The organism is Methanomassiliicoccales archaeon (assembly GCA_026394395.1).
Taxonomy (GTDB): domain Archaea; phylum Thermoplasmatota; class Thermoplasmata; order Methanomassiliicoccales; family UBA472; genus UBA472.
On the sequence record JAPKYK010000006.1, the window covers coordinates 1 to 14,680 of the forward strand.

The 14,680-nt window shown below is 54.6% G+C and carries 15 protein-coding genes and 1 pseudogene; 12 read left to right on the forward strand and 4 right to left on the reverse strand.

Annotated features, from left to right (window positions below; genetic code table 11):
- From NT131_08015 to NT131_08040, 6 genes are all read left to right on the forward strand, one after another.
- The coding region (locus tag NT131_08015) for a hypothetical protein (GenBank protein ID MCX6651580.1) at positions 1 to 910 on the forward strand (910 nt) is incomplete at its 5' end.
- Positions 910 to 1,356 (forward strand): hypothetical protein, encoded by a 447-nt coding sequence (locus NT131_08020; GenBank protein ID MCX6651581.1) that lies wholly within the window; start codon positions 910 to 912, stop codon positions 1,354 to 1,356. The genes NT131_08015 and NT131_08020, both read left to right, overlap by 1 nt.
- A gap of 23 nt (positions 1,357 to 1,379) precedes the next feature.
- Entirely contained in the window at positions 1,380 to 3,053 is a 1,674-nt protein-coding gene (locus NT131_08025; GenBank protein MCX6651582.1) for a hypothetical protein, read from the forward strand.
- A complete protein-coding gene (locus tag NT131_08030) occupies positions 3,050 to 3,280 on the forward strand; it encodes a hypothetical protein (protein ID MCX6651583.1) in 231 nt (76 codons plus the stop codon). Before NT131_08025 ends, NT131_08030 begins: the two co-directional genes overlap by 4 nt.
- A gap of 816 nt (positions 3,281 to 4,096) precedes the next feature.
- On the forward strand, positions 4,097 to 5,215 hold the full coding sequence (locus tag NT131_08035) for a glycosyltransferase (GenBank protein MCX6651584.1): 1,119 nt from the start codon (positions 4,097 to 4,099) through the stop codon (positions 5,213 to 5,215).
- Positions 5,216 to 5,370: 155 nt separating this feature from the next.
- The gene (locus tag NT131_08040) at positions 5,371 to 6,333 is read left to right on the forward strand and encodes a hypothetical protein (GenBank protein MCX6651585.1); all 963 of its coding nucleotides are present in this window, start codon (positions 5,371 to 5,373) and stop codon (positions 6,331 to 6,333) included.
- A 700-nt stretch (positions 6,334 to 7,033) separates the two neighbouring features.
- Here the strand turns inward: NT131_08040 and NT131_08045 are convergent.
- Entirely contained in the window at positions 7,034 to 7,189 is a 156-nt protein-coding gene (locus NT131_08045) for a hypothetical protein (protein MCX6651586.1), read from the reverse strand.
- A 148-nt stretch (positions 7,190 to 7,337) separates the two neighbouring features.
- Here NT131_08045 and NT131_08050 point away from each other — a divergent pair, with 148 nt between their 5' ends.
- The 5 genes and pseudogenes from NT131_08050 (at position 7,338) to NT131_08070 (ending at position 11,191) form a co-directional block, all read left to right on the forward strand.
- On the forward strand, positions 7,338 to 7,775 hold the full coding sequence (locus tag NT131_08050; protein MCX6651587.1) for a PaaI family thioesterase: 438 nt from the start codon (positions 7,338 to 7,340) through the stop codon (positions 7,773 to 7,775).
- A gap of 77 nt (positions 7,776 to 7,852) precedes the next feature.
- Positions 7,853 to 8,329, forward strand: coding sequence for a hypothetical protein (locus NT131_08055; protein MCX6651588.1), 477 nt, complete (start codon positions 7,853 to 7,855; stop codon positions 8,327 to 8,329).
- Between the two features lie 121 nt (positions 8,330 to 8,450).
- On the forward strand, positions 8,451 to 9,365 hold the full coding sequence (locus tag NT131_08060) for a hypothetical protein (protein MCX6651589.1): 915 nt from the start codon (positions 8,451 to 8,453) through the stop codon (positions 9,363 to 9,365).
- Between the two features lie 113 nt (positions 9,366 to 9,478).
- Positions 9,479 to 10,846, forward strand: a pseudogene (locus NT131_08065) (AMP-binding protein).
- Positions 10,838 to 11,191 (forward strand): hypothetical protein, encoded by a 354-nt coding sequence (locus NT131_08070; GenBank protein ID MCX6651590.1) that lies wholly within the window; start codon positions 10,838 to 10,840, stop codon positions 11,189 to 11,191. Before NT131_08065 ends, NT131_08070 begins: the two are co-directional and overlap by 9 nt.
- Positions 11,192 to 11,194: 3 nt before the next feature.
- Here the strand turns inward: NT131_08070 and NT131_08075 are convergent, their stop codons facing one another.
- The gene (locus tag NT131_08075; GenBank protein MCX6651591.1) at positions 11,195 to 12,400 is read right to left on the reverse strand and encodes a glycosyltransferase; all 1,206 of its coding nucleotides are present in this window, start codon (positions 12,398 to 12,400) and stop codon (positions 11,195 to 11,197) included.
- 194 nt (positions 12,401 to 12,594) lie between these two features.
- On the opposite strand from NT131_08075, the gene NT131_08080 reads away from it, so the two are divergent.
- Positions 12,595 to 13,002, forward strand: coding sequence for a DUF1284 domain-containing protein (locus tag NT131_08080; protein MCX6651592.1), 408 nt, complete (start codon positions 12,595 to 12,597; stop codon positions 13,000 to 13,002).
- A 43-nt stretch (positions 13,003 to 13,045) separates the two neighbouring features.
- Here NT131_08080 and NT131_08085 read toward each other — a convergent pair whose 3' ends face one another.
- On the reverse strand, positions 13,046 to 13,333 hold the full coding sequence (locus NT131_08085) for a GYD domain-containing protein (GenBank protein MCX6651593.1): 288 nt from the start codon (positions 13,331 to 13,333) through the stop codon (positions 13,046 to 13,048).
- Between the two features lie 51 nt (positions 13,334 to 13,384).
- On the reverse strand, positions 13,385 to 14,644 hold the full coding sequence (locus NT131_08090) for an MFS transporter (protein MCX6651594.1): 1,260 nt from the start codon (positions 14,642 to 14,644) through the stop codon (positions 13,385 to 13,387).
- Positions 14,645 to 14,680: the final 36 nt, after the last annotated feature.

Here is a 14,680-nt window from a genome sequence, read left to right on the forward strand (position 1 = left end):
GGTCTTCAACTTCCTGGTGTGGGTGGCCAGCGGAGGGCTTCTGCTTCTCTTCGTGCACCTGGTGGAGATAGGGCTGGAGGCGATAGGTAACATGCTCGCTGCCGCGGCCGCGGCGGTTCAGGACGCGGTGGATGCGATCGTCGACGCGTTCTGCGCGTTCGTGGACTGGATAAAAAATTTTGCTGCTCAGATATTTGAACAGTTCTTCAATGCGTTCGTAGACCCGATCATTAATCTAATCGATGGATACTGCGGTCAGATCTCAATAGCAGCACAAAATGCCGAGCAGGAGAGGGTGAATACAGGCGAGGTATCATTACGTACTATTGCTGATGTTTCAAACGCAATCCTAGGTGACCTGTTCCAATACCTTTTGGTATTCTCAGCTATAGTTGCTATTGCATTCCTTGCAATCAAAGCAGCTACATTGGGAATGACCGCTCTATTGGGAATCGTGATTTCCATCGCAGCCATGTTCATTATTGAAGCAATGCTCAACGCCGAATTCCTTTCTGGATTCGATATCGGACTAGTGACGGCCAATCTCTATGGATCTTTCACAGCAGCGATTAACAGTGTTTCATGCTCCGTTGATGGTGCAGGGGTTTGGGTGTGCAATTCTGTTGGATTCGCTGCATCATTAAACGGGCTGATCTTTTCCGCCTGTGGTGGCGTGGTAAATTTCGCTTGGGCTTTAGCTGGTTGTGTTCTTGGAATTTGGTCTTGGCTAAAAAAAGACAGGTTCGTGAGCGAGATATGTATTGCAATGGGGGTGTCTTCACTTTTCGATACATACTATTTGCTCAATAATGGTTTATTCCAAGATGGGTTCAAGGAAGTACTTTATCTGTCTGGGGCTTGTGATATGGTAGGTATTTTAACAGGCCTCGCTACATATCAGGTATCATAATGTTAATAAAAAAAGATGCAATAATCAGAATGCCAATAAATCGAAAAGAAGTAATTCTGATAGGCGCAATATTCTGTGTAGGTATTATCGTAAGCTTGTTAATTTATATGGACACATCTGATTTATCTTTATTCTTTCTCGAGGTATTGATAACGGGCATTATTACATTCCTTTTTTTCTTTTCCAGCATACTTAGTAATCCTATATGGATAAAGTTTAATGAAAGTGTTTTTACTCTCGGTTTTATATTCAATATTAAAAAAGAATATCCATATGCATATGTTTATCAAATACGGTTTATAAACAATGGATTTGAGAATGATCAAAAGGTAGGAATAAGGCTTGGAACAAATCAAAAATGGATTAAAATTACAAATTATGCAGCAAGGGAACTATTGGATTTCTACAAACTCAATGTCGGTAGCGATCCCCCAATTATTGGTTAATTTTTGATGATCGGGTGTATATGTTGAACCTCAACGTCAGCTCGGCCAACGGGCGCTTCCAGCAGGGGATGAACACCATCATCCTGCCCCGAGCCATCGCTTTGCAGTGCCAGCTCAACGACACGCTGTACGATCTGGCGTCACTATCGACCAGCGACCCCTTGTACGGGGCATCGTTCTACAGCACCGATCCCGCCAGCACAGTTGCGTCCGGTCACGTCATCGCCGTCATCAGCAAGAACGTGACTGCCGCACAGGCCGAGGCGATATTGACCAAGCTGACGCATAACGCGACGGGAGCACGTATCGGCAACAACGTGACCATCTCGTCCACGTCCCTCTATCTCCTGCACCTGCCGAACGACATATTATTGGCCATCCCCACGTTCGTCATGAACGCCGGCATGGGCCAGGGGCCGGACTATCTGAGCCCCCTGGGAATAATCAGCGACATCGCCGGCATGGCCTTCAACTTCCTGGTGTGGGTGGCCAGCGGAGGGCTTCTGCTTCTCTTCGTGCACCTGGTGGAGATAGGGCTGAAGGCGATAGGTAACATGCTCGCTGCCGCGGCCGCGGCGGTTCAGGACGCGGTGGATGCGATCGTCGACGCGTTCTGCGCGTTCGTGGACTGGGTCATAAGCATGGCCAGGGTTATGTTAGAGCAGTTCTACGACTCGTCCATCGCTCCTATACTGAGCGTCGCGGGGAGCGCATATCTGTCAATCAGTGCGGCAGCGAAAAATGTAGATGAGACAGGGGACGGAGGAAGCAGGTCAGAACTGATCGACGCGCTCTACTGCAACCTGTTCGAATACATGCTCATCCTGGCTCTGGGCATCAACGTCGTGCTCCTGGCGATGAAGGTCATCACCGGCGGGATGTCATTTCTTCTAGGAACGCTGGTGTCTCTGGTGGTCATGGTCCTGATAACGGAGGTCCTGGGCGTCCTTCCCGACGGTGACGACCCCGGCAATCCGAACGATGCCAACGAGGATTCCGTGATATCATGGATAACCAGCTTCTTCGGGAATCAGGGCGGTGCAGACACCATCGCCGGCGTTCTCAACAGCTTCTGGTTCTCGATAGCGATCATCCCGTCCCTATTGGCATGGGACGCGACCGGTTCGATCGTCAGTCTGGCGGTCACCCTCTTCTGCCTGTTGATATCATTCTACTCCCTTGCCAGGGTTGCTCATTGTCAACATCGGGGGGATGGTTTGGTAATGACAGAGTATATGACATTTGAATATCCACAGAGCAAGGGGTATCGTGAGAAATGGAAGATATTGTCATTGTTCATAGCTCTATTTGGAATCCCAGTTGCCCTTGTTTATCAGAGTTTATTCCCTCTCGTAATTTTTTTCGTCATGGCCCTGCTCTCCTATCTTGGCCTGTGGTATGGTCAAGACTACAGCGTACCAAAAAAGGTAGGAATCGGAGATCACGGCGTCGACCTGTTATACGTGAATGGCAGAAAAACAGTCATTCCCTGGGCGCAGCTGAACTCGTACGGTCTCAGCTCAAGTCCGGAAACGACGATCGCACCAGCAATCATCTTCTATTCTGGTAGGAAATTCAATTACGTCAGTTACAGCGCCGCGGTGGAGATAGCCAAACAGTACGAGCTCTTCATGAACAAGCCCCTGCGAGAGGTCTGGTTAGCCAAAGATCTGAAGAATCGGTTCAGGAGTCTATGATTGATTCCTCGTTTCCTGCGTCAGGTCACGTCATCGCGGTCATCTCCAAGAACGTCACCGCTGCACAGGCCGAGGCGATATTGACCAAGCTCACCCACAATGCCACTGGAGCACGCATTGGGAACAACGTGAGCGTATCGTCGGCATCGCTCTACCTGCTGCACCTGCCGAACGACATCCTCTCCGCCATCCCCACGTTCGTCATGAACGCCGGAATGGGCGATTAGGAACTCTTCGAGATCGCTTCTGTAAAAACCATCTCCGTTAATCTTTATATCGTGTTTGTACGCATCAGAACATTAGGCATCAACTTGTCCGTATCATCTTCTGACAGTAATTGCGTAATCGGTCAAATCATCTTAAATAAATGTCATGAATTGGCTTCAGTAAGGAGGATAAATGGCAGTGAAAGGAGGAGCCACCTGAAGCCAATCCGACTAGTTTTGTAACTATCTTCGAGTAGATAACACTTTTTAGAAAAAAGTAACACGCACCTCAGTACCGGACCCGTCTGATGCTGAACAGATGATATTCACATTGTCGACGCATGAAAAAATGAATGAAAAGGGTTTGAACGACTGGCCTGTGCGAACCGCCCGAAAATTGATTTCAATATTTTCTCATCTGGCTCAAGTGACGCGTAGTCCCGACCGGGCCCACATTTTTATCTCGCTTATTTTCTTGAAAAAGGGAGGTTAAGCTTGCCTCCTTAACGACTTATGCGGATTCCGAACCCCTTCCCCGGAGGCCTGCCTTACCGTATGCGCTTTCTTGAGCGTTCGAGGTACTCCTTGTGCTATTGCTTTACGTTGCCTACATTACCTGAGATAAAAAAAAACCCATCCACTGGTCGGTATGATCGCCCGTTTTTTTCCGCGGTTCGTTCGTGCTTCGCTCAATATCATAACGTGTGTATCGTCGACGAGCGCATTCAACCTGCGCCTGCGGCATTTGCTTTACGGCCGACTCAGAATGAAATATCGATAATGACATCACACTAGCTGTCGTTCGGACACTGGGTGGGCATCATTCGAAAGAAAGTCGTGTTCATAATCCCGAACCTTAAGGTCGGAGGCTCGGAGATGAAGGTACTCCAGCTGAGCGAAGGACTTAAGCTCAGGGGGTTCGAGATAAAGATCGTCTGCAGGGGAGAGATGGGTGAAATCGCTGACCGATTGATCGAGAAGGGGTTCGATGTCATATTCAATCCGATGAGACCATACCGGCCCGATCAACTGTTTCGTTTCCTCCTGTTTCTGCGCAGGAACAGTATCCCCATCGTCCACTCGTACAATTACGGAGGTAATTTTTCTGATGCGCTAATGGCAAAGCTGGCGGGCTCCCACTTCATTTCATCTCGGGAGAACATGCGGCATTGGGACCTTCATCAAAGGATGCACTTCGGGGAAAGGATCCGCAATCGCCTGACCGATGACATCATCGCGATATCGATCCCCGTCAGAGACCTGACCGTGTCCAGTGAGGGCGTTCAGATGGACAAAATTACCGTCATTACGAACGGGATCCCACTGGAAGAAGCGAAAGTTGCCCTGATGACTAGCGACCCTGAGAAGGTGAAGATGGAACATGGCATACCGACCGGTGAGACCATATTCGGGACCCTGTCCAACCTCAGAAAGGTGAAGGGGAACGATGTCATCATTAAAGCGTTCGCGATTCTCAGAAAAAGAACGACCGCGAACGTTCATCTGTGCATATTCGGCCATGGTTCGGAAAAAGAATCGCTGGAAGGAATCATCTCGGAGAACGGATTGGCAGATAGCGTCACATTAAAGTTTATCGATATTAATAGATTTGAACTTATAAATATTATCGATGTTTTTATATTGGGTTCGCTGCAGGAAGGTTATAGCCTATCTATTATGGAGGCCATGACCATGGGGAAACCTGTGATCGCCACTAACGTGGGGGGCAACCCGTATCAGATAGAGGACCAGGTGACGGGATTGCTGGTCCCGTCCAATGACCCCGAGGTCATGGCTGATGCGATGATCCATCTCCTGCAGGATGAGGAGACCAGGACCGCGATGGGACGGGAATCCAGACGGAAGGCTTTGCGGGACTTCAGCGCAGGCAGGATGATTGACATGCACGAGAGCATGTACACTAAGATCATCCTGAATCGCGAGACAGGCCGTTGAATAAAGACAAGACCGTCCGCGATGATGGTCTAGGATGTGCAAGAGTTTTCTTGAGGCCACGTTGTTATTTACAGCCTAACGGCAAGACAGGGACCTAATGATTGGATGAAAGACGTGTCGAAGGATTGAAGCCCCGCCCTTCTATTGAGATTCCGATGCGAAAGCTATTGGTGATTACTATCGATACTGAGGTTGATAAATCTCAGGACTGGAAGGTGTCGGCCGAGGGGAGCTTTCGTTCCGTCCTTCAGGGCATACCAGAACTTCTGGAACCCTTATTTCAGAAATATCGGGCCAAGGGAACGTACCTCCTATCCAACGAGGTGATGGAGCAGGATGATTGCGTGCATGTCCTGAAATCGCTGAAGGGCGCGGAATTGGGCACACATTTACATGGAGAGCTGGTCGGACCACAGAGATGGGAGGGGGCGATGTCCGGGCGTAGGTTCGACGATATGCAGCTATCATATGACTATGATCTAGAACGAATGAAGATGACCGTCTTGACAGATATATTCCGAAAGAAGTTTGACCGTGCGCCCGTCAGCTTTCGGGCTGGGCGTTTCGGCGCTGGTCCGAATACCGCCAAGATATTGATCGAGCTTGGGTACAAGGTGGATTCCAGCATCACTCCGGGAATGGACTGGGACCTTCCAGAGGGCCGAGCGAATCACATGACCGCGCCGAATCAGCCCTATTATGTCGATGAAACGAACCTGAGTAAGGAAGGCAACAGCGGGTTGCTAGAAGCACCAGTGACCATAAGGACGAGATGGCTGCGCAGGATGATGCATTTCTCCTCATCCTCGGCGGTCCTACGGAGAATGAACAGGGTAGTGAACGGGGTTATGCCTGCCGTATGGTTCCGACCATCGTATCATAGCGAGAGGCAGATGATCTCTGTCGGGCAGCATGAGATGAAGAAGAGCACGGACAGAGACACGGTCTTGCTGAACATGATGTTTCACAGCATGGAGATTGTCCCTGGAGCCAGTCCATATGCGCGGACGGCGGAGGAAAGCCGCGCGCTGTTCAGCCGGGTCGAAGCCACCCTTTCCTGGGCTCAACAGCAAGGGTTCGAATTCATGACCTTGTCAGAACTGCCCAGTTACTTTTGACGTAGATATCGGGATTTCGCCATTGGCTTGAGCGGAGGGGGCGCAATGTAACGATTCGACCTGAAGGTAGATGGGCTTAGTATTCGCGCGCGACAAGGAGGTGAAAAGCGTAAAGGACCGATTGATAAAACTCAGCAACATTCCGCTGATCACGATAATGATAACCCCGGTGCTGGGAATCACCCTCAGCTTTGAGCTCGTGATAGGGAGCGGATTCATCGGAGTACTTTGGGCAGCTCTCCGATGACAGTTGCGTTTAGGCAACGATTACCAAACCCTTTAGCATTTTTTCCAAGCACCGGATGTATACTTATTGCATCTGATGGGTATATACCTAATGGCGCACAAGGGCTTTCATTTTGAATCATTTCGTCGTTGAACATGATGCTGTGGCGATCCGGCACGAACGTAATATCGCGCACCGCCCAACCGTATGCTTTTCGTTTATTGACTTAAAAAATAGGTGACTGGCCGATCGGAGATGCAAATCCGACCGGACCCATCATTTTATACAATCGATTTTGCGTTTTTTAAAAAGTAATTCTTCTTCAATATCCTTCAAAGAATGTTATATCGAATGATTCTGATCTTATCCCATGCAAAGCCACGATGCAAGTAAGAATAAGGCGAAACAAACCAGCAACATAAAGAAAGTCCTGTCGGCTCATTTCGCTTTCTAATTCATGCTAAGTGACCGGGATCATTTCTTCTTGGGCTTTATCGGTATGACGATGTCCTTGGCGAATGGCATCGGGGTGTTGGCCATGGTCCCTTGGGGGCAGTGCGGTTTTCGGCATCCGACGTGCTTCGCCATGTCTCCCAGAGGACAGAAGGTCCACTTCTCGCAACGGTTCATGTTGGTCCTAAGATAATATGGGCATGGCACCATACAATGGTTTCTGCCCGATGAAGGGACATATGATCCCGATCCGTAGGTCGGACGGCCCGCGTTCACCCTACCGGTTAAATCCCCCTTGTCGCATTTGCCCTCGGTCGTTCTGCACATGGTCGAATGGGAGTCGTTCTTGCCGAAGGAAGTATGCGAGCGCTTACAGCGGATGAGCGACGTGCCTTTCGTTATGGAGCTGGGCATACGGACCAGGTCCATCTCCAAGGACGGGGAGGTGCGATTGACCATGGACGCCAGCGACAAGCTGAATGCCGTCGGCGGAGCGCACGGCGGCGCCATATTCACCCTAGCGGACCAGGCCTTCGCCGTGGCGGGCAACCTGAGCGAGGAACCGCAGGTGGCGCTCTGCGCTAACATCAATTATCTGAGGCCGGGGAAGGGGATGCTGGAAGCGGTGGCCAGGAAGACCTCGGAGACCCGGAGGACGTCCTTGTACGAGGTCCGGGTATACGATGACGGCGAGCTGATCGCGGTCTTCCAGGGCACTGGTTACAAGCTGAACGGGAATGGTAACTCGAATGGCGGAAAATGAGGCCGTGTGTTTTTCACTGCTATCGAGGAATCGACTCTCTTAATACACAATAGCCGTATCTTAACCCGGGACCGTTCATGAAGATCGAGATTTTTCATGCCTCGAAGTACGGCAACGGGGAGAAGGTCGTTGCCTATCTGCAGGGATCGCTGGTCGCCAAAGGCCACCAGGTGAGCTTTTGTCACGTGAGGGAGACCAAACCAAAAGAGCTGCCGGCGGCCGATCTGTATGTCTTCTGCTCTCCCGCCCGCATCGGCAAGCCTATCGGCAAGATGAGGCGCTTCCTGAAGAAGGCGAGGCTACCGGACGGTGCCAAGTACGCCTTGATCGCCACCCTGGGACGGTCTAGGTCGGGCAAGAATGGCAAGATGCCGACGCAAGAGGAGATAGATAGGTATCAGCGCAGCCTTCCGATTATGGACGAATTGCTCCAGGCCAAGGGAGCGGCCAAGGTGGCCGACCTGAAGGTCTACGTGGTCGACCTTAAAGGACCTTTGGAAGAGGACTGGGAGAAGAAGGTGGACGCCTTCGCCGCCCAGATCGCCGGAGCTTAAAAAAATAGGTTAGGAAGGGGTTTAGCGCTCACTTTAAATGGGGCTTCGCATCCTCAATATCGCCCAATAATCATGACAATAATGATTTATCCAGCAATGTGATTCGAACCGGGGGTTGAACATGAGCGGCCCAGGTCCCTACGATCCGAATTTTAATGATCAGAATCAATATAATAATCAATATCAACCGTATCAGTACGGTCAGCCATATCCATATCCCAATCAGCAGAAGAAGAAGGGGAACCCCTGGATGATCGTGGCCTGCGTAGCCATCGTCCTGCTGCTGGTCACCAACGCCTATTGGGTAATAGCATCTAACCCATCGGTGCTGGATGGGACCGAAGACGATAGCGGCGCTGCGTACCTAAAGCTGGTGCGCATGGACAGCACCACCGCCGATTACTATCAGACGTTGAGGGAGGAGGTCGGGCCTCAGAGCGCCTCCTGGAGCTCGAGGGGTTCGGACTGGGATGACGACGTGCAGTTCTGCGCCAACCTGGCCAAGCACGACATCGGCGCGGTGTACTGGGAGACCTACGATGATTATTATTTCGAGGCCAAGGGAACGCACGCCTACGATGATGCGCACAACGAGCTGCTGGAGATACTGGCCCTGGCCGGTGTCAAGTCCACCGACGACGATATCACCCAGATGGTCAAGATACTGGATTTCATCAATTTGAACGTCGATTACGCCTCGGACCTCGAGGACAAGTTCTTCGCTCCGGTGGAGACCCTGGCCTACGGCAGCGGGGACTGCGATGACTACTCGATACTCGCCGCAGCGCTGTTCGAGCTGGTAGGCGTGGACAGCGCGGTGGCCTTCTTCAGCAATAACCTGGACGAGGGGCACGCCATGACCCTGGTGCACCTGGACGACCTCGGCGACTACGGTTATTATTATTACGACGACCTCACCACGATCGGGCTGCAGGCCGGGAACTGGATTATAATCGAGCCGCAGGACCTCATTTCGGCCCAGGACGACCCGCAATGGACCGGGCAATGGGACGTCGAGGTGGCGGCGGAGACCTGAAAAAAGGAGCAGAACGCCATCATCCCAAATTTATTCCGTTCTTTTTTCATTCCTCCATTGTCCTTATAAATAATTTATCGCCATTGAACCAGGCGTTCATTCGGAGACCTTAGATGGAAGAGATCCTGCCCCCCAACGGTTCTGGAAACCTCCGGGATTATCAGCGGGCCTACCGGGAGTTCAACTGGTCCTCGCTGGAATCGGAGTTCGACTGGTCCCGAGGCGGTCCGTACAACGTGGCCGCCGAGGCCGTGGACCGTCATGGGCACGGGGGCAGGGGAGAACAGGTGGCCATACACTCCGTTCTGGCCAGCGGCGAATCCCATTCGCTCTCCTTCGGCGAGCTCTCCCGTAGATCAAGTCAGTTCGCCGACGGGCTGGTGAAACTTGGGGTCAAGCGCGGCGACCGGGTGTTCGTGTACCTGGACCGCAACGTCGAGCTGTTCGTCTCCATCGTTGGAATCACCAAGATGGGCGGGATCGCCGGGCCGCTGCTCTCCGCCCTGGGGCCGGAGGCGGTCAGGGACCGGGTCTCGGACTGCGGTCCTAGCGCCATCGTGACCTCCCCTTACTTTTACCATAGGATCGTCCCGGCCCTGAAGGGCTTTTCTAACGCCCCTAAGTACATAGTCTTAGGTGAGGGAGCCCCGGAAGGGACCGTTCCTTACGAGGAGGTCCTATCCTCCGGCTCCCCTGATTTCCAGGCGGTGAGCATGGCGCCGAACGAACCATACATCGTCCATTACACCTCTGGCTCGACCGGCAAGCCTAAGGGGGTGCTCTTGCCGCACCGGGCCATGATGCAGCAGCTCTCCGGGGCCAAGTACGTCTCCGACCTGCGGGACGGCGACGTGTTCTGGTGCACGGCGGACCCCGGCTAGGTGACCGGCACCTCCATGGGCATATTCGGCCCCTGGTACCTGGGGAACACCATCATCTCCTACGAGGGAAGGTTCGACGCCCGGGCCTGGTACTCCCTCATCGAGCGCTTCAAGGTCAACGTCTGATTCACCGCCCCGACCGCGCTGCGCATGCTGATGAAGGCCGGGGACGAGCTGGTGGCGGAGTTCGACCTCTCCACGCTGCGTCACATGTGCTCCGCCGGTGAGCCGCTGAACCCTCATGTGGTCCGCTGGGGCGCTGAGGTGCTCAAGAGGCACATACACGACAACTGGTGGCAGACGGAGACGGGGGCGCCGTGCATCTCCAACTTCCGCTGCATGGACATTCATCCTGGTTCGATGGGTAAGCCGGTCCCGGGAGTGACCACGGCGGTGGTCGACGAGAACGGGGCGGAACTGCCACCGGGCAGGGAGGGCTCCCTGGCCTTGAGACCGGGATGGCCCTCGATGATGGTGGGAATCTGGAACAACCTCACCAAGTACCGGGAGTACTTCTACGTGCCTGGCTGGTACGTCACCGGCGACCAGGCCTATATGGACCAGGACGGGTACATCTGGTTCCTGGGCCGGGTGGACGACGTCATCAAGACCTCGGGCGAGCGCCTCGGGCCATTCGAGGTCGAATCGGCGCTGATCGAGCATCCGGCGGTGGCCGAGTCCGCGGTGGTTGGAAAGCCGGACGAGCTGCGGGGGGAGATCGTCAAGGCCTTCATCGTGCTGCACCCTGGCCACGAACCGTCGGACCAGCTGCGGCAGGACATCACTAACTTCGTGCGCGTCCGGTTAGCATATTACGCCTACCCTCGGGAGATCGAGTTCGTGCTCTCGTTGCCCAAGACCAGGTCGGGGAAGATCATGCGCCGCGTGCTCAAGGCCAAAGAGGAAGGACACGACCTGGGCGACCTTTCCATGCTGGAAGACTGACCTTCAGGCCAATCGTTCGTTCACGATATGGGCGGCCTTTGTGCAGCCGTCGAACGACATGCGCGGCATCGGCGCGATCCTCCCCATATTCTCGATGATCAAGGTGGCCAGCATCTGCGGGGTCGTTCCCTCGAAGGCGCATTTGATCCCTACACCGTTCCTTTCCAACTTGCCAGAGACATTCACTTCCTGCTCTGAGTGTCCCTTCAGCGGGAAGTACAGGAACGACTTGCGCAACGCGGCCAGCTCCAGGGTGGAGCCTCCGCCGCCCTGCACCACGGCCAGGTCCGCAGCGGCGAAGTGCTCGAAGAGCCTGGGCACGTATCCTTTCACCTCCGCCCCCTCGGGTACCGACCCCAGATCGTCGTTCATCCGCGGCCCTTTTACCACCACCATGCGCAGGTCCGGCGCCTCCGCCCTTATCAACGGATAGGCGTCCAGGCATAGGCGGAGCAGGTCCCGGCCCACCGCGGTGCCTCCGGATGAGCAGATCACCAGCTGCCCGGGACCGTACCCCAGACGCCGGCGGACCTCCAGCTGGTCCGAATATTCCGCGGGATCGAACTGCAACGGATTTCCGGCGAAGATGAAGCGCTTGGGCGCTCCCTTCCGAGCGTTCATCATCCCCCATCCCAGCCTCTCGTCCGGAACGTCCTCCAGGTCGCCCAGGAACACATCCGTCCATCTTTCCTCAGGTCCCTGGCGGAAGGCGCGGTCCCAGCCCTTGTTGACCAGGCGGGCGGTGTGCCGGTCCCTCCACCTCCAGCTGCCCGGGTATACCTTGACATAGTCCCACAGGAAGACTACCGGCGGCCAATCGCGCCCGGCCCCCTGGGCGTGCGCTCCCTCCAGTTCGTACGCCTCGTCGGCTATGACCAGGTCGGGCCGTTCCCTTTTTATGATGGTGTCAAATGTGCTCACGGCCTGGGCGTACCGGTTCTCCTTCCTCACCCGGTACAGTATCTCGGTCATGTTGACCCTCTGGGAGCTGCCGGCCACGGATTCGATGACCGAGGTGCCCACGTCCCGCTCACGGCATTCCGGCAGAAGGGTCATTCCCTCCTCTTCCAGCACCTTAATGGCCGGATCGGCGGCCAGCCATACGATTCTCGTGTCGTTCCGGATGGCCAGCAGCTCGCGGGCTATGCGCACGTCCCTCTGCACATGCCCCAACCCAACAGAGCCGCTGACGAACAAAACCTTCCGCATCCTTTACCTTATCCCCTTCTCTTATCTTTACCATATTCTAACAATGCGTGGCGGTGTGACGCCCTCGGTGTGATAGAGGCCGGTAGTGCTCGCACCTGCCTCTGGTACCGGGCGATGCTCCGATAGGTACATGATAGCCTAATAGCTAGTTATTAACGAAGGCGACATCGTGGGTCTTGGCCCGCAGGGGAGTCATGAGAGAGATACGGCTTCGGCATCACCACCTGCTGTGCACGCAGACATTCAGCGGTAAAGGTTACGACTACCGCTTCGTAGCCAATATGGAAGACGTTGTCTCCGCGCTAAGGTCACCCGAGGACCTTTTGGTCCACATATCCATCGCCGTGGACGATGTCTGCTCCTCCTGCCCCAACGAGGTGAGGGGAATGTGCAAGGACGAGCTTTCGGTCGTGGAGAAGGACCGGGCCGCCGCCATGTTCCTGAGCCTCCCTGAGGTGACCTCACTCCCGGCCGAACCTCTGCTGAGGTCGGTGCGGGAGCGCCTGCTTGGACTTGACGATTTCCAGCTGGTGTGCGGGGAGTGCGAATGGATGAAGCTGTGCAACCGATGGCTGGTGGAGCTCAGGTCAAGAGAACGGTGATGGAAAATGAACGATGCCGGACACCGCCCGGCCTTTGTCGTTTCTACCCTTTTAGCGCCTTGAGGAAGTCGTCAATGGGTATTGCGGCCAGCGTGGTGGTCTCCAGCGTACCCCTGGACCCCAGTTCCACCATGACCTTGGCCACCGTCTCGTTGTCCGGAGCCTCCATTATGTTGAGGAAGTCGTACTTGCCCAGGAGGGCGTACTGCTGAAGCACCTTGGCTCCCATCTTGGTGATCTCTTTGTTCACTTCCTTCAGGCGCGCCGGCTTCTCCTTCAGGACCTTGCGGCCCTCAGTGGTCAGTCTGGACAGAACTATGTATTGCGGCATTTTATCCCCTGATACTTACTTAGGCCTGATGCATGAAATAATTATCGGGGGTCAGATAGCGCTCGCTTCGGTCTCATCGTACACTTTGACACGACGGAAGTTGAAGTAGAACGCCGTCACCGCCAGCATGTAAATTACTGCTGCCAGCACGAAGGGGAGGGCGAAGTAGCCGGCGGCGAGCAGCGCCCCGCCGATCACCGTGGTCACGCTGTTCGGGACTCGCCAGACGATGGAGTTGATGGCGCTGGCCAAGCCGCGGTCGTCCTTGTCCACGATGCCCATGAGATAGGAGTCCATTATCGGTCCGGCCATGTTCATCATGGCCGAGCGGACCAGGTACACCGCCCCAGCCCAGGCCGCCCCGGGCACGAACGGGATGGCTATCATGAAGACGGTGGAGAATCCCTGGGTCATGACGATGGCCTTGACCTGGCCGTGGCGATGGGCCAGCCTGGTGCTGAGGATGGCCGCCATGCCTATGGACAGCGAGGAAAGGGCCAGCAGCGGCCCGGAATAGGAGTCGGGAATGCCGTACTTCAGGTAGAACCAGGTGGGGATGAGAGGTATGATCAGGCCCGCTCCCAGACCGATGAGGGTGTTGTTGATGGAGAAGCGCACCAGGGTCTTCTTGCTCCTCTCCTTGAGGAAGCTGCCCCGGCGCAGGTTGGCTGCCGGGGCGTGATCATGGTGGTTGTGCAGCAGGCGCAGGACGGTTATGGGGGATATGGCCGTCACGAAGCCCAGCACTATGAAGGTCCAGGAGTGCAGCTGGTCCGAGGTCCAGCCGCCCATGTTCATTAGATAGGGGAAGATGAACGGTAATGCCAGTCCGATTCCACCCAATGCCCCGTTCACTATGAACGAGATCGAGAAGGCCATCTCCCGGTTGTCCACAGTGGTCTTGTCGGCGATCATGGCGTTCCATGTGGACAGGATGGCTCCCTCGGCCACTCCGGAAATGATCCCGGCCATCATGTATAGGTTGGGATCGGCGGACAGGGAGCAGATGAACATGGACGCTGGCAACGCGGCCAGGCCGACCAGCAGCAACTTTTTACGCCCAATGCGGTCGGACATCAGCCCGAACGGTATGGCGCTCAGGATCATGGCCAGGCCGGAGATGCCTATGATGAGACCGATCTGCCCCGAGCCGACCCCCTTTTCCGGCAGGTAGGCGGAGATAGCGGTCGTCAGATAACCGTAACCGATGGAGCTGAAGGAGGTGAGCAGTATCAGCCACTTGACCTGCGAAGGAACCTTGAGCCCGGCCGTCTTGCCTTCCTTTTTTGATCCCTCGTTTCCCATGTTCATTCCGTCTTCGTTCGCTTCGTATCTTTTCTACGCTTT